Here is a 14,605-nt window from a genome sequence, read left to right as displayed (position 1 = left end):
AAATGATATGTACAATAAATACTGAATGATAATAATTTATATTTCTTATACTATAATAGTCATTTATATAACTTTAACATGAGAGTTTTTAGGTTTTTTTATTCTCTCATGGAGATTTTATCTTTTCCTCATGATAGAATATAAGAAGATTATGCAAAGGAGTACAAACATGATTGAAGTCCTAATATTTATTTTAGCTTATTTACTTGGTTCCATTCCGTCAGGCCTTATAGTTGGAAAACTAGGTTATGGTATTGATATTCGTGAACATGGTAGTGGTAACCTCGGTGGTACAAATACATTTCGAACACTTGGTATAAAAGCAGGAATTATTGTGACAAGTGCTGATATCCTTAAGGGTACGCTTGCTACAGCTTTACCAGACTTATTTAATATACATGGGTTACATCCGCTTCTAGTAGGTGTAGTTGCTGTAATCGGTCATACATATCCCATTTTTGCAAAATTTAAAGGCGGAAAAGCTGTTGCTACTTCTGGTGGTGTTTTATTATGCTATGTACCACTTATGTTCATCACGATGCTAGCATTCTTCTTTATTGTTTTATATATTTCTAAGTATGTTTCGCTTTCCTCTATGCTTGCAGGTGTATACGGAATCGTATACAGCATTTTCACGAAGGATATTCCACTCATTATCGTTATTTCACTTCTAACGATCTTTGTCGTATATCGTCACCGTGCGAATATTAAAAGGATTTTGAACAAAACAGAGCCAAAAGTAAAATGGCTCTGAAAGTAAGTATAAAAGACCAATCCTAATTTTAGATTGGTCTTTCTTACTTGATCATGCTTAATCATGATTATTAGCTCTATTATCTTTTCTAGTTTATAATAAAAAGTGTATTTTGTAGGTGAAAAAGGAGTGTTATTGATGAAGATTACAATAGAAGATAAAGCTGTAAGCTGGTATATAAATGAATTGCAACTTCAAAAAGGTGATAAAGTCCACTTTTTCGTACGATATGGTGGATGTAGCAATGTTCAGAAAGGCTTCTCACTAGGGGTCGTCAAACAAGAACCTGAGGAAATTGGTTCAAGTGTAGAGAGCCAAGGTATTACATTTTATGTTGAAAATAGAGACTTATGGTATTTCGATGATCATGACTTAGATGTAGTTTTAGATGAAGAAGCTGATGAACCTGTTTTTCACTATAACTAAAGCTATAAATAATGATAAAGGGTCAAATACCTTGACCCTTTATGTTACGATAATTTAAAACGAGCTATATGATCATTTAATCCGTAATGTTTTAAAACCTTTAATTGGGTTTCCCCCATAATATCAAAATGAGGATATTCTTTATAAAAGTGAATCCATTCTTGTTTTAAGTCAAATGAGGCTCCCCATTTTTTTAGTTTGTTAATGTCGGCACATCCAACTTTGGTTACGCAATGAATGGTAGGAAATCGATCATCAAGCCAGAAATGTGTTAAAAATGAGATTTCCCCTTTTTCAACCTCTTCTTTCCATCTCGTTAATTCAGAACGGGAAATACCAAAAGCCATTATCTTTTCGCCTTTTCGTAGGCTTCATGCCATTCTGGGAATAATTTACGAAACTTTACTGGTCTAAAGGTGTCCTTTTGTACACACACATGGCTTGATTTTGCTTGAACTGCTAGATCACCTGATGGAGTATATATTTTGTATCCATATACACTTTTTATGCCATTATATTCTTCAATCCATGTATGTATAGTAGCTGTTTCACCATATCTTAATGGTTTTTTATAAGAAATGTCTAGATCAATGACTGGTGAAATGATTCCTTGATCTTCCATTCCTGCATATGAAAAACCTAAATCCTGAATTAACTTTGTTCTTCCCACTTCCATCCAAATAAGATAATTTGCATGGTAAACTACACCCATTTGATCTGTTTCTGCATATCTTACTTCTATTTCCGCTTTTGTTACATGCATCTAATCCGCTCTCCTTGCTATCGCTGCCCATTTTTTAGTGTATTCCATTATTTATCATATCTTTAACACTAAAGTATGTCTAATAAAGACTATCAAAACATAGAAAAAGGCCTAAAAAATAAACCAGGCATAAAGCCTGATTTATTTATTGATCGTATCTGTATCCATTTTCACGTGCTTGTGCTTCATCTTTTATTTCATTACGCATTGCATTAATGCTCTCTTCACGACGATGATTCTTAGCTTCAATGCGTTCACGTTCCTCTGGATTTGCAAATTGCATGGAATCCTGCGCTTCCTCAATGTTTTCAATTGTGTTTTGCACCATGCTCTGTAATTTCTCTACGTTATCAGAACGGTCATCTGGATTAGGTTTGTTATGTTTTGTCATCGTGTATCCTTCCTTTCATCGTTGTTTATTCAATGCTTAAAGCAAAGAAACAATGTTAGTCTGCTTTATTGAAGGAGTTTTTAAACACGTTTTTGTTCTTATTCACCCTTTGTTTGGATGACTTGAGCATGTTCTCCAGATTTATCTTGCATTTGTTTTCCTTTGTTGTTACCAAATCCTCTAGACTTCATTCCAATATGTGAAGGGTTGAGATGTGCTTGTTGATTTTTTCCCACTATTATCGCCTCCTCAAAGAATAGATTACCCTTTGTCGAGACAATTAATGACTAGAAAAGCTTGTAAAAGCGAACGAAAAAAACACTTCTTATTTTATATAACTTAATCAAGTTTCTTTAACATCCTCTGTTCCCATCGTTCTTCTAATAATTCAAGCGCTTCACGATCTTTTAACAATTGCTGTCTATTTTCTTTTACTAGTTCCTCAAACGATTTCTTTTTGCTTTTCCTCATGTTGCCAATCACCTCCATATTGTTATAAAAAGGTTACCCAATTTTCTGATTTTTTAACACAATATTTAGAAAATATTTGAAAGTGAGATGATAATGATAATTTTTAAATTTAAGAAAAATAAAAACCGAGATCTATTCTCGGTTTATAAATCATCTAATAAATCATTCATCTGGTCGTACGTCATTGCCCCAACAAATTTTGTTCGAATCACACCTTCTTCATCAAGAAAATAAGATGTTGGATAAGATAAAACTTCAAATTGATTATTAACTTTTCCTTTTTCATCTAGTAAGACAGGAAAAGTTAGTCCTAACTCATTTACAAAGTCTTCAACTGTCTTGACACTGCTTTCTGAGCTAGTTAAGTTAACCGCGACGACAACGACGTCCCCATCGTGTTCATCCTGTATTCTTTGCATGTCCGGCATTTCTGAACGACAAGGAGGACACCAAGTTGCCCAGAAATTAAGGATCACTTTCTTTCCCTTTAAACTCTCTAAGCTCATTGATTCACCGTTAAGGGTAGCTAATTCAAAGTTAGGTGCCGCACTACCTTCTGTTACACCTTCTTTAGCCGTATTAGGATTAATTGCATAATAAATGGCATAACCGATAAGAAAAACCAGAATGGATACTGCTATTATCTTTTTCAAGATGATAAAACCTCCTACATGACAGACAATACAATAAATTTCACTAGTGAAAAGGCCCCTAAAAAGACCGTTGTCAGAATGAGTAATCCACATACAAAATGTTTGAATACTATTCTTTCTCTAACCATATTCCTTAATAAAAATATAAGTGATAGACATAAACCTAAATATATGCCATTATTTCCTCCAGTAAGGAAGAGCCACCGATTTGTTAACAAAAGTTGAGGGTAAAACAGGACAACACTAAATTTATATGTAATAAATATGATAAATACTACAGTCCAAAAATGTTGCTTCATAAATTTCTTTGCAGTTGTTTCCTTCAAAAGGCCATCTAATATAAAATAAGTGGCAATAAAAGAAGAAATAGAGATAATCCAAAAATATTGGATTGTAAAAGGCCCTACCTGTAAAGCATCATACATAAATACAGATCTCCTTAATGACTATATCCCTTCTTATTTAAGCATGGATTTTACTATAGGACAATGTATAATAGGCAAGTTTCAGATTTTAGACAAAGATAACGATGAATAACGTGGGCTTGTAGTCCAATCACCGTTCTGGGAGCACATACAAAAAGGGAACGGATAACCGTTCCCTTTTCATTACTAATCATAATTAGCCTTTCAACTTATCACGTAATACCATTTGAAGGATTCCGCCATGACGATAGTAGTCAATTTCAACTTCACTATCGAAACGAACTAATACTTCAAATTCCTTCTTATTACCAGCTTCATCAGTAGCAGTAACTTTAACAAAATCACGTGGTTTAACATTTTCATCAATTTCAACTTCAATTGTTTCTTTACCAGATAAGCCTAATGATTCAGCACTTTCTCCTTCTTTGAATTGAAGAGGAAGAACACCCATTAGCACTAGGTTACTACGGTGAATACGCTCGAAGCTTTGTGCAATAACTGTTTTAATTCCAAGAAGGTTTGTACCTTTAGCTGCCCAGTCACGTGAGCTTCCCATTCCGTAATCATTACCAGCTAAAACAACAAGTCCTGTACCATCTTGTTTGTAATCCATACATGCATCATAGATTGATTTAACTTCGCCAGTTGGCCAGTAAGTCGTATATCCACCTTCAGTACCAGGAGCGATTTGGTTTTTAATACGAATGTTTGCAAATGTACCTCTCATCATAACTTCGTGGTTACCACGACGTGAACCATAAGAGTTAAATTCTCTTGGTGTTACACCATTCTCTTGTAGGTAACGACCAGCAGGTGTATCTTTACCGATAGAACCAGCAGGAGAAATGTGATCTGTTGTTACAGAGTCACCAAATTTAGCAACAACACGTAACCCTTTTAGCGTTTCTACTTTTCCTGCCTCAGCTTCTAAACCTTCAAAGAATGGAGGGTTTTGGATGTATGTTGATGAATCATCCCATACATATAAAGCTTCGTCAGTTGTTTCGATTGCATTCCAACGTTCGTTATCATCGAATACTTGATCATATTCTTTTCTGAATAGTTCAGGAGTTACAGTCTTATTAACAACTTCATTAATTTCATTTGTAGTTGGCCAGATGTCGCTAAAGTATACATCTTTACCATCTTTGTCTTTACCTAGTGAATCGTTTTGTAGATCGATATCAACAGTACCTGCTAATGCATAAGCCACAACTAATGGTGGTGATGCAAGGTAGTTTCCTTTTACTAGCGGGTGAATACGACCTTCAAAGTTACGGTTACCAGATAGTACAGATGTTACTAATAAATCGTTAGCAGCTACAGCTTCTTCGATTTCATCGGCAAGTGGACCTGAGTTACCGATACATGTTGTACAACCATAACCAACTGTGTTAAAACCAAGTTGCTCTAGGTGTGGAAGTAGTCCAGAATTTTCCAGGTAACCTGTAACAACTTTAGAACCTGGAGCTAATGATGTTTTTACATATTTAGGAACTTCTAAGCCTAATTCTGTTGCTTTTTTCGCAACAAGACCTGCAGCTACTAGTACGTAAGGGTTTGATGTATTTGTACAACTAGTGATCGCAGCAATTGCAATGGCACCAGTTTTCATGCTTGTTTCATCACCATTTTTGAATTTCACAGTGATTTTTTTGTCAAGTTCAGATTTTTCTAATCCGAATCCTTGGTTTCCAGCTGGAGCTACTAAATGCTCGTGGAATTTTTCTTTCATAGCTGAAAGTGGAATTAAATCTTGTGGACGTTTAGGACCAGAAAGATTTGCTTCAATTTCAGAAAGATCAATTTCGACAACCTTCGTGAAGATTGGGTCTTCATTTTCAGGTGTGAAGAATAGTCCATTTGCTTTACAGTATTCGCCAACTACTTTAATTTGCTCTTCATCACGACCAGTTAAGCGCATGTAGTTAAGAGCTTCCTCATCAACTGGGAAGAAACCACAAGTAGCGCCATATTCAGGTGCCATATTTGCAATTGTTGCACGATCTGCAAGTGGTAATTGTGCTACACCAGGACCAAAGAACTCAACGAATTTACCAACAACACCTTGTTGACGTAATACTTGAGTTACTTTTAACGCTAAGTCAGTAGCAGTTGTACCGTTTGGAAGTTCACCAGTTAATTTAACACCAATTACTTCAGGCACTGGGAAATATGATGGTTGTCCTAGCATACCAGCTTCCGCTTCGATACCACCAACACCCCATCCAAGAACCCCGATACCATTGATCATTGTTGTATGAGAGTCAGTTCCAACTAATGAATCTGGGAATGATTCAAATTCACCAACTTCGTTTTGTACAGCGTGAACAACATTTGCTAAGTACTCTAAGTTAACTTGGTGTACAATACCTGTTGCAGGTGGTACAGCACGATAGTTATCAAAAGATTTTTTAGCCCAGCTTAAGAATTTATAACGCTCAGCATTACGTTCGAATTCAAGATCCATATTGAATTGAAGTGCATCAGCTGTTCCAGCGCGGTCAACCTGTACAGAGTGGTCAATAACAAGGTCTACTGGAATCTCTGGATTAATCTTATCAGGATCTCCACCCATATCTGCCATTGCTTTACGTAATGAAGCTAAGTCAACAACAGCCGGTACACCAGTGAAGTCTTGTAGGATAACACGAGATGGTTTAAATGGAACATCGATATCTTTTAGTTCGCTTGTTCCCCATTTAGCTAAGTTTTCAACATGTTCTTTTGTAATCACTCTGCCATCTACTTGACGTAGCACAGATTCTAAAAGAACTTTAACTGAATATGGTAAACGTGAAACGTTACCAATTCCAGCATCTTCTAATGCTTGTAAAGAATAGTAGTTGTAGGTCTTTCCATCAACCGTAAAGCTTTTACGTGATTGGAAAACATCGTTTTTTGTAGTCACTTGATTAGTCATTAATTCTCCCCCTTAGTAAGATCAAGGATCGACTCTTGTCGAAGGATGTTACCCCATTTTTAATAATTTTCACAATTTAATATTAATACAACTAGTAACATAAGTAAATAACAATGATGTTATTGATATGTATAAGTTATTCTTATGAAAGCGTACTAGTTTTACTTTTTTACTATATCAAATTTTGAGGGAAATAGTATAGTAACTTTAACATTTTTTAAATATTTTTTCTGTCATTTTTTTACCTGTCACTGAGTTTGCATGCAATTTTATCAAATGTGACAAGCTAATTTTATCGGGAGGTGAAGGAAATAATGGCTAAACGTAAAGCAAATCATGTTAGAATGGGTATGAATGATGCAAGCGCTCAAGGAGTTGGCACTGGATACAATGAAGAACTTCAAAATGAGCCTTTAACAGCTGCACAAAGACAGAACAATAAGAAAAGAAAGAAAAATCAATAATTTTTCTTACGAAGACAAAAAACGACGGAATCACCGTCGTTTTTTAATGTTCTGTTTGATTTACTTCTTGAACAATTTGTTGAAGATCTCGCTGATATTGTTCAAGTCTATTTCTTTGTGTTTCTGAAGCATTTTCCAGCGCATTATTAATTTGCTGATAAGCCTCGTTTACTTCTTCTGCTAAATGTTTCAATTGATGTCCGTAGTCAGCACCGTCTCTTACAAGATTATCATAAACATCAAAAGCTTCCTCAGCTCCCTGCTGTGCGGCTTGAAACGATTGTTGCTTATCCTTATTATAAGGCATATCTTCACATTCCTTTCAGGTATCATCTTAAACCATATATTAGGATTCGTTATTAACTAAAATTTATTCATATTTGTTCAGCATTTTTTTATGACATTTGACTCATGATATAGATAAAGAGGAGGGATATTGATGACGAACAAAAATACAGGAAAAGATATTCGCAAAAATGCTCCAAAAGGAAACAATCCAGGGCAACCAGAACCATTAGACGGTTCTAAAAAAGTAAAAAATGCAAACCATACTCGCCAAAAGAATAATCAAGGTCATGATATGTAAAAGGAATGGGTCTCCCCATTCCTTTTTTATTTCCTCGTTTTACTTATTTTTGATATCCATTGGACAATTCCCCTTCACCAAAAATCATTTTGTGAATAATTTAAAGGTTAAGGGGACCTATGTTTTATTATGTACGCTACGTCTATGGAGGTCAATAAACATGAATATTAGAAAGTGTTCTAATCCAATGAACATTAAAGGTATAGAAGAGTGGATGACTCAATTTTTCACTGATCCGTTTACAAGCTTGCTGGATGAGCACACGTTTCGAGTTGATTTATTTGAGACTAGTGATCAGTTTATCATCGAGGGAGAAATTGGAGAGAATATAAAAAAAGAAAACATCAACATACACGTTAGTCAAGAACAGATTACAATTAAAGTAATAAAGGAAAATAAAGCAGAAAATCATGAAACTAATGAAGTAACTAGAAAAATTGTTCTCCCATATAGAATTGAAAAAAAACAAATTACAGCAACATTTACGAATGGAGTACTGGAAATAAAAATTTCGAAAACCTCAGATTCTGAAAGTTCCTCTAGTTGTATAAACATCATTGGCTGATACATTTGTAAACGCTCCCTTTCATCAGCCATGTCCATTCTTTCTTTGACTACAATTAAAAAGGTCCCCCATTTATTAGGAGAACCTTAATGTATATAAGGAAGTGAGTTTGAAAATTTCTACTCTTTCTTTTCCTTTTGATTTTGAACACTTATTGTTAAATGTTTTAATTCTAAGTTTCCGCATTTAACACAGGAACTGCGCTCATCATTTAACAACATGCATCTGGAGCAATAATATTTCACCATCTTACATTCCCCTTTTTCAATCAATATATGATGAAAAAGGACAATTGTTTCTTATTCCACAAGATGTTCAAAACTATTGTTGAAAATTTTATCTACCTTATCGATTTCATATATAAAGAATTCATGATCAGAATACTCATCTAAAGAATTCAATTCTTTATATTCATCTCTAGCAGCTTTTGCTTTTTCCAAACTTGTAAAAATCCCAACGACATTCGAGCTTTCTCCGCACTCTGCACACCCTAAATCCAAAACAACATATAACACGAGAAGCACCTCTCCTCTATTTCAAATTCAGGATTATGACAAAGGTAGTGAAACACTTACCGTTGTTCCTTTCCCGACAGTCGAATCAATACCAATCTTCCCTTTATGGTTTTCGATAATTTTATAGCTGGTCATTAATCCCATTCCCGTCCCCTTTTCTTTTGTTGAATAAAAGGGCTCACCGATATTTTCAAGTCGGTCCTCCGGAATTCCACAACCATTATCAATAAATTCCATGCATACTCGGGAATCGTTAGAATAGAGTCTAACGAAAACAACCCCTTTCTCATCAATCGCATCCAAGGCATTTTGTATAATATTAAAAAATACCTGTTTTAACTTGTTGGAATCTCCTTCTACGGGAGGAATGTTCGATTCAACCAAAAAATTTATTTCTTTATTAACTAATATGGCCTGAGTTTGTAACAATTGAATGACTTGTTTCAGTAACTCATCAACCTTTATCGTTTCCACTTTCTCTTGGTGTGAACGTGCTAAAGTTAAAAATTCAAAAATAATATCTTCAACACGATCTAACTCATTAAGAACAATATTCATGTATTCCTCATTACATTGTTTTGTTTCAGAAAAAAGTTGAATAAATCCTTTAACTGATGTTAACGGGTTACGAATTTCATGTGCTACAGCCGCAGCCAGTTGTCCAACAACAGCCATTTTTTCTGATCTATGTAGAAGTTTATCTTGTTCAAGCCTACTTCTAATATCTCTGGAAATTGCAATCATACCTGTAATCTTGCCAGTTTGCTCATCTATTACAGATCTTAAGTTAGATTCCACCCAAATGTAAGTTCCATCTTTATGTCTGAAGCGATAAGTAACTAACACGGGCTGTTTACTCTCTACAAGAGATTTATGTTTTTTTTCAACAAATGAAATATCATCAGGATGTATAAAGCTATACGGAAGTTCTCCCAATAATTCATCATCCTCATATCCTAAAATCTGAGTAATTGACGGAGATGTATACAAAAACCTCCCATCAGGCAAATACAAGCCGATAATATCAGATGAATGATCAGCTAACAATTTATATTTTTGTTCGTTATGCGTCAAAACCCTTTCAAGGTTTTTTTGTTCTGTAATATCAAATACCTGAGCTAAAAAGTATTTATTATTTGTCATAGGATCATTGATTGCCGTTACATGTAAAGATCCCCATATAATTTCACCTGATTTATGGAAATACCGTTTTTCCATTTGATAGGACTCACGTTTTCCAGTATACACTTCATGATAAAGCTGCATATCTAACTCATAGTCTTCGGGGTGTGAAACTTCTTCAATAGATAACTCATCCCACTCTTCTTTAGAGTATCCAATAAAATCAAAAAATGCTATATTAGCAACATTTTTCTTTAAATTATATTCAAAAATCATTTGAGGAATTGTTGATTGCATAAAAACTTTTTCTAAAATAGATGATTGTAACATCATTTGCATCCGACCTTCACTTACTAATAATGTAATAAACTACCACTATATCTACTATAGCAATTTTTTAGTCGAATAACCATGAATTTTGTGTTTAGAACAAATTCATTCAACAATATCATAGATTTTGCATAGGAATGAATCATTCTTGTTTTTTACATTATTATCCTCCACTAGATGAAGAAGAAGCTGCAGTAGCAGCTGACACACTTGCAATCATCGCTGCTTGCTGCGCTTGAAGAATCGATTCAATTGATGTAATCATTCCTGTTGTTACTAAGTCTCCAAATTCGGTTTTTTCTTTTAATAGGAATACAATAGCCACCATAAAATTAATATCCTTTTGCCATTTAAATTTTTTATCAGAATTTAATTGGTCATATATTAATTTAATTGTTTGTATATAATTTCCAGGTTGTTCTAACAATGCTAAGATTCCAACGTAAGGATAATACGCTGTTTTAACTTTGATACCATTGTTAATAAGAAGCTCCTTCACATCCAAACACTTGTGGGCTAAGTTTTCTTTTTCTAAATTGGGATCTAAAGCTAAAATATGGCTTAAAAACTGTAAAGAATCCCCACGGTAAAATCCATTTTTATGTAATTCTTGATAATACTTTTCCATTCGTTCAATTGAACAGGATACTTCCTCTCCAGTTTGTGAAAGCAAAGTTGCTAAAGGATAATCACCTGATCCTGTTAAAAAGAAATGCTTTTCCTTCATTCCTCTAAATATATCAAAGGACTTCTTTATGTAAACATCAATCTTTGAATCATCAAGCTTTAATAAAGTTCCAGCCGCAATATAGGTAAAGGTTGTTCTAGAAAACCCTTCTTGAATTAATTTTTCATATATATTTAATAACTTTCCAAAACCTTCTTTTGGGTCTGAAGTCATTAAATCGAGTGTAGCAGCTGTTGTGTGTTGATTTTAAATAAGAAAAGAAACCAACATTTGCTTTTATGTAATCGGCTATATGACTGTATCTTTCTATATCAAAGTTTTTATCATTTATGATATACATCGTTGAAACTAACATAAGAATTTTGTCATCTGCATGCCATTTATAAGAATCCTTTAAACTAGTAAAAACACTTTTGTAATTAGTTATGCTGTTCTCAAGATAAGAATTTAACAAGTATATCCCGCCATTTCATAAATTAATACTATTAGTACGGCATTACAGAAAAAAAGTTTCATTGTACCCCAAAGAGTTATTGTTTACATAATATTATTATTTTACAAGACTACTCTAATGAGCAATCCTCCATTTATTAAAATGGACGCAATTCGACAAAAACCGGGTAGTGACAGGCACTAAAAAAAGCCAGGTGATCTCTCACCCGGCTTTTTACAACAGCTTATATTAAAATTTAGATTGATAGTTATCGATTTCCCAAGAGTGAACAGCTGTACGATAGCTATCCCATTCTGCTTTTTTAGCAGATAGGTATTCACCGTATACGTGCTCACCTAATGTTTTACGGCCAATTTCTCCGTTTTGTAATTCTGCAATTGCTTTTTCTAGGCTTCCCGGAAGATTTTCAATACCCAATTCTTCACGACGCTCTTCTGTCATGTGGAAGATATCCTCATTGATAGAAGCTGGAGCCTTTAAGCCTTTTTCAATTCCTTCTAAACCAGCAGATGCGATAATCGCGAATGTTAAGTATGGGTTTGCAGATGGATCTGGACAACGAAGCTCTACGCGAGTTGCCATACCTTTTTTAGCTGGAATACGGATTAAAGCTGATCGGTTAGATGCAGACCATGCAATATAGCAAGGTGCTTCATATCCTGGAACTAAACGCTTATAAGAGTTTACTAGTGGATTTGTAACAGCAACAATATTCTTAGCATTATCAACTAATCCAGCGATAAATGAATATGCTTCATCTGATAATTGTAATTCATCAGCTTCATTATAGAATGCATTTTCTCCATCTTTGAAAAATGACATGTTAACGTGCATTCCTGAACCATTAATACCGAAAACAGGTTTTGGCATAAATGTTGCGTGTAAACCAAACTTTTGAGCAATTGTTTTAACAACCCATTTATAAGTGGTAGATAAATCAGCTGCACCTAAAGCATCAGCATATTTGAAGTTGATTTCATGTTGACCTTCCGCAACTTCGTGGTGAGATGCTTCAATCGTGAAGCCCATTGCTTTTAATGCACGATAGATTTCTAAACGTACACGCTCACCTAGGTCTTTTGGTGAAGGCTCAAAATAACCACCGTTATCATCTAATTGTTGAGTTGGATTTCCATCCGCATCTGTTTTAAATAAGAAGAATTCTAATTCTGGACCAACTGAGATTGTGTAGCCTTTGTCAGCTGCACGTTCAACAGTCTTTTTTAACACATTTCGTGTATCACCTTCGAAAAGAGTTCCGTCTGGGTTCACTGCTGAACAAAGGAAACGTGCTTCTGAGTAACCTTCTTCAACAGACCATGGTAATACTGCAAAAGTTGTTAAATCTGGTTGTAAGTATAAGTCTGACTTATTAATTGGAGAGAAACCTTTTACAGATGAACCGTCAAACATTTGTTTCCCTGCAACAACATCATCAAATTGCTCAACTGTTACAGTTACGCTTTTTAAAATACCCTCTATATCTACGAATTGTAGATGGATAAGCTCTACACTTTTTGAGCTAATGATTTCTTTAATTTGTGCAAGAATTTCCGTCTCATTTTTACCTTTTGAAATAACCGCTTCACTCATGTTAGATAACCTCTCATTTCTATGTCGTTTTTTATAACATGACTTTATTATATTGAAAGTTTCATATTTTGACAAGAGTTTTTCCGCTAAATTTTCTGTATTTTTATAAAATTTTATGAGTAACCGCTTACATGCTAATTTCTTCTAAAAGATTACTATTTTTATACAATTAAAGAAACTAACAAAGCATTAATTGTTATAAAATACTAATATTTATACAAACTAACTAATAAATCAATACTCATATCTTCCTAATGTATTTTGCTTGACGATTTATCTTTATGAACAATATACTACTTACAAAAAGTAAGTAATCGTGGAGGGATATTAATGGGCTTTCATACATCGCCTAATATTTATGTGTCACATGTCCATTTAAAGGTTAGCGACTTGGATCATTCTCTTTCTTTTTATAAAAGAATGATCGGTTTATCTGTTCTTAACAAATCAGAGAAAATAGTGTGTCTAACTGCAGATGGAGTTAAACCGTTAATTACTATAGAAGAAATTGATTCAGCCATTGCTAATTCCGGCAGAAAAACAGGGTTATATCACCTCGCTCTTCTTCTTCCTAACCGAACGGAGTTAGCGAATGTTTTTTACCATTTAATAAGTTCTGGCTATCCACTTCAAGGTGCGTCAGATCACCTTGTTAGTGAAGCCATTTATTTAGCAGATCCAGATAACAATGGTATTGAGTTATATGCTGACCGCTCACAGGATAATTGGAAAAAGGTTGACGGAACGATTGAAATGGCAACAAATCGATTAGATACACAAAGCCTGTTATTAGAAAAAAGTGATGTACCTTTTACGAATATTTCACCTCAAACGATTATGGGGCACATACATTTACAAGTTTCAAATATTAAGAAATCTGAGGACTTTTATCGTTTAATTGGGTTTAATTCAGTAAACCGCTATGGATTACAAGCCTTGTTTATTTCAACCGGTGGATATCATCATCATATTGGATTAAATACGTGGCATAGTGCAGGAAGCCCTTCTCCATTTGAAAATGAACTAGGTATGAAATCTTTTACCTTGTTGTTTCCGAATGAAGAAACAAGACAGTCTGCTCTAACAAGATTAAAAACTTTCGGAACAAATTATACACAACAAGAAAATGATTTTATTGTAAGTGATCCATCAAATAATAAATTAATCTTTTCAATAGAAGATAAGTGAGTTAATTTTGCTAGTAAATCAATAACGATTTTTTCTTCACCTCTTAACTTGTTGTACTTCTACTCCAACCAAGATTCTTAATTAGGTCAACTTGGTATAATCGTAAAATCTTTATCTCAAAAATTAAAAATAACCAGTACCTGATCGTATTGGTTATTTTGTCCCCTCCCCTTCTTTCCCTTATTTGCTAAATTATAGAGATTGTGTAAAATTAAACATAATCATTTACTCGTTAAATTGATATACTTATGATAAGTATAAGTGACAAACTTTCCTTGCTGAAATCATTTACAA

The 14,605-nt window shown here is 34.1% G+C and carries 18 protein-coding genes and 1 pseudogene; 6 read left to right on the top strand and 13 right to left on the bottom strand.

Translation table 11 applies throughout. The annotated features are described in order from the left end of the window. Positions 1–169 precede the first annotated feature (169 nt). Together plsY and ACEWK1_RS00215 are read left to right on the top strand one after the other, a co-directional pair. Entirely contained in the window at positions 170–754 is a 585-nt protein-coding gene (plsY, locus tag ACEWK1_RS00220; protein ID WP_098798273.1) for a glycerol-3-phosphate 1-O-acyltransferase PlsY, read from the top strand. 138 nt (positions 755–892) lie between these two features. Continuing rightward, positions 893–1,180: a HesB/YadR/YfhF family protein gene (locus ACEWK1_RS00215; protein WP_121661558.1), complete on the top strand. Its 288-nt coding sequence runs from the start codon at positions 893–895 to the stop codon at positions 1,178–1,180. A 44-nt stretch (positions 1,181–1,224) separates the two neighbouring features. Here ACEWK1_RS00215 and ACEWK1_RS00210 read toward each other — a convergent pair whose 3' ends face one another. From ACEWK1_RS00210 to acnA, 8 genes are all read right to left on the bottom strand, one after another. Continuing rightward, complete coding sequence (locus tag ACEWK1_RS00210; RefSeq protein ID WP_416635248.1) at positions 1,225–1,527, bottom strand: hypothetical protein; 303 nt, start codon at positions 1,525–1,527, stop codon at positions 1,225–1,227. Further along, positions 1,527–1,943, bottom strand: a complete 417-nt coding sequence (locus ACEWK1_RS00205) for an acyl-CoA thioesterase (RefSeq protein WP_416635246.1) — start codon at positions 1,941–1,943, stop codon at positions 1,527–1,529. The genes ACEWK1_RS00210 and ACEWK1_RS00205 overlap by 1 nt, the downstream gene beginning before the upstream one ends. Before the next feature lie 145 nt (positions 1,944–2,088). Beyond that, entirely contained in the window at positions 2,089–2,334 is a 246-nt protein-coding gene (gene tlp / locus ACEWK1_RS00200) for a small acid-soluble spore protein Tlp (RefSeq protein ID WP_121661556.1), read from the bottom strand. Positions 2,335–2,432: 98 nt separating this feature from the next. Further along, positions 2,433–2,570, bottom strand: coding sequence for an acid-soluble spore protein N (locus ACEWK1_RS00195; RefSeq protein WP_098798278.1), 138 nt, complete (start codon positions 2,568–2,570; stop codon positions 2,433–2,435). Positions 2,571–2,673: 103 nt separating this feature from the next. After that, a complete protein-coding gene (locus ACEWK1_RS00190; protein ID WP_121661554.1) occupies positions 2,674–2,805 on the bottom strand; it encodes an FbpB family small basic protein in 132 nt (43 codons plus the stop codon). A gap of 143 nt (positions 2,806–2,948) precedes the next feature. Beyond that, a complete protein-coding gene (locus ACEWK1_RS00185) occupies positions 2,949–3,461 on the bottom strand; it encodes a TlpA family protein disulfide reductase (RefSeq protein ID WP_212135149.1) in 513 nt (170 codons plus the stop codon). Positions 3,462–3,472: 11 nt separating this feature from the next. Continuing rightward, positions 3,473–3,883: a hypothetical protein gene (locus tag ACEWK1_RS00180; protein WP_212135190.1), complete on the bottom strand. Its 411-nt coding sequence runs from the start codon at positions 3,881–3,883 to the stop codon at positions 3,473–3,475. A 196-nt stretch (positions 3,884–4,079) separates the two neighbouring features. Further along, positions 4,080–6,806: an aconitate hydratase AcnA gene (acnA, locus tag ACEWK1_RS00175; RefSeq protein ID WP_416635243.1), complete on the bottom strand. Its 2,727-nt coding sequence runs from the start codon at positions 6,804–6,806 to the stop codon at positions 4,080–4,082. Between the two features lie 314 nt (positions 6,807–7,120). Between acnA and sspO the strand changes: the two genes are divergently transcribed. Next, positions 7,121–7,270, top strand: a complete 150-nt coding sequence (sspO, locus tag ACEWK1_RS00170; RefSeq protein ID WP_098798283.1) for a small acid-soluble spore protein O — start codon at positions 7,121–7,123, stop codon at positions 7,268–7,270. A gap of 43 nt (positions 7,271–7,313) precedes the next feature. Here sspO and ACEWK1_RS00165 read toward each other — a convergent pair whose 3' ends face one another. Continuing rightward, positions 7,314–7,577 (bottom strand): hypothetical protein, encoded by a 264-nt coding sequence (locus ACEWK1_RS00165; protein ID WP_121661552.1) that lies wholly within the window; start codon positions 7,575–7,577, stop codon positions 7,314–7,316. A gap of 132 nt (positions 7,578–7,709) precedes the next feature. Here ACEWK1_RS00165 and ACEWK1_RS00160 point away from each other — a divergent pair, with 132 nt between their 5' ends. Together ACEWK1_RS00160 and ACEWK1_RS00155 are read left to right on the top strand one after the other, a co-directional pair. Next, positions 7,710–7,856 (top strand): small acid-soluble spore protein P, encoded by a 147-nt coding sequence (locus tag ACEWK1_RS00160; RefSeq protein WP_098798285.1) that lies wholly within the window; start codon positions 7,710–7,712, stop codon positions 7,854–7,856. A 160-nt stretch (positions 7,857–8,016) separates the two neighbouring features. Next, positions 8,017–8,421, top strand: coding sequence for an Hsp20/alpha crystallin family protein (locus ACEWK1_RS00155; RefSeq protein ID WP_162987301.1), 405 nt, complete (start codon positions 8,017–8,019; stop codon positions 8,419–8,421). Between the two features lie 299 nt (positions 8,422–8,720). On the opposite strand, the gene ACEWK1_RS00150 is transcribed toward ACEWK1_RS00155, so the two are convergent. From ACEWK1_RS00150 to glnA, 4 genes and pseudogenes are all read right to left on the bottom strand, one after another. After that, on the bottom strand, positions 8,721–8,936 hold the full coding sequence (locus ACEWK1_RS00150) for a hypothetical protein (protein ID WP_212134702.1): 216 nt from the start codon (positions 8,934–8,936) through the stop codon (positions 8,721–8,723). A 33-nt stretch (positions 8,937–8,969) separates the two neighbouring features. Further along, entirely contained in the window at positions 8,970–10,391 is a 1,422-nt protein-coding gene (locus ACEWK1_RS00145) for a PAS domain S-box protein (protein ID WP_212134701.1), read from the bottom strand. Positions 10,392–10,551: 160 nt separating this feature from the next. Continuing rightward, positions 10,552–11,431 (bottom strand): annotated as a pseudogene (locus ACEWK1_RS00140) (DUF4003 family protein). Between the two features lie 327 nt (positions 11,432–11,758). Beyond that, positions 11,759–13,123, bottom strand: coding sequence for a type I glutamate--ammonia ligase (gene glnA / locus ACEWK1_RS00135; protein WP_121661547.1), 1,365 nt, complete (start codon positions 13,121–13,123; stop codon positions 11,759–11,761). A gap of 330 nt (positions 13,124–13,453) precedes the next feature. Between glnA and ACEWK1_RS00130 the strand changes: the two genes are divergently transcribed. Next, a complete protein-coding gene (locus ACEWK1_RS00130) occupies positions 13,454–14,311 on the top strand; it encodes a VOC family protein (RefSeq protein WP_212134696.1) in 858 nt (285 codons plus the stop codon). The last annotated feature ends 294 nt before the right edge of the window (positions 14,312–14,605 follow it).

The sequence above is a fragment of the Metabacillus sp. YM-086 genome, from assembly GCF_048059995.1.
GTDB lineage: Bacteria > Bacillota > Bacilli > Bacillales > Bacillaceae > Metabacillus > Metabacillus litoralis_B.
This window is presented reverse-complemented; position numbering and strand designations above follow the sequence as displayed.

What these genes read in the sequence shown, in the direction of transcription:
- ACEWK1_RS00205 (WP_416635246.1), bottom strand. Translation starts at nt 1,943, where the DNA reads ATGCATGTAACAAAAGCGGAAATAGAAGTAAGATATGCAGAAACAGAT.
- ACEWK1_RS00215 (WP_121661558.1), top strand. Translation starts at nt 893, where the DNA reads ATGAAGATTACAATAGAAGATAAAGCTGTAAGCTGGTATATAAATGAA.
- ACEWK1_RS00210 (WP_416635248.1), bottom strand. Translation starts at nt 1,527, where the DNA reads ATGGCTTTTGGTATTTCCCGTTCTGAATTAACGAGATGGAAAGAAGAG.
- glnA (WP_121661547.1), bottom strand. Translation starts at nt 13,123, where the DNA reads ATGAGTGAAGCGGTTATTTCAAAAGGTAAAAATGAGACGGAAATTCTT.
- ACEWK1_RS00145 (WP_212134701.1), bottom strand. Translation starts at nt 10,391, where the DNA reads ATGATGTTACAATCATCTATTTTAGAAAAAGTTTTTATGCAATCAACA.
- ACEWK1_RS00155 (WP_162987301.1), top strand. Translation starts at nt 8,017, where the DNA reads ATGAATATTAGAAAGTGTTCTAATCCAATGAACATTAAAGGTATAGAA.
- sspO (WP_098798283.1), top strand. Translation starts at nt 7,121, where the DNA reads ATGGCTAAACGTAAAGCAAATCATGTTAGAATGGGTATGAATGATGCA.
- acnA (WP_416635243.1), bottom strand. Translation starts at nt 6,806, where the DNA reads ATGACTAATCAAGTGACTACAAAAAACGATGTTTTCCAATCACGTAAA.
- tlp (WP_121661556.1), bottom strand. Translation starts at nt 2,334, where the DNA reads ATGACAAAACATAACAAACCTAATCCAGATGACCGTTCTGATAACGTA.
- ACEWK1_RS00190 (WP_121661554.1), bottom strand. Translation starts at nt 2,805, where the DNA reads ATGAGGAAAAGCAAAAAGAAATCGTTTGAGGAACTAGTAAAAGAAAAT.
- ACEWK1_RS00160 (WP_098798285.1), top strand. Translation starts at nt 7,710, where the DNA reads ATGACGAACAAAAATACAGGAAAAGATATTCGCAAAAATGCTCCAAAA.
- ACEWK1_RS00165 (WP_121661552.1), bottom strand. Translation starts at nt 7,577, where the DNA reads ATGCCTTATAATAAGGATAAGCAACAATCGTTTCAAGCCGCACAGCAG.
- ACEWK1_RS00130 (WP_212134696.1), top strand. Translation starts at nt 13,454, where the DNA reads ATGGGCTTTCATACATCGCCTAATATTTATGTGTCACATGTCCATTTA.
- plsY (WP_098798273.1), top strand. Translation starts at nt 170, where the DNA reads ATGATTGAAGTCCTAATATTTATTTTAGCTTATTTACTTGGTTCCATT.
- ACEWK1_RS00180 (WP_212135190.1), bottom strand. Translation starts at nt 3,883, where the DNA reads ATGTATGATGCTTTACAGGTAGGGCCTTTTACAATCCAATATTTTTGG.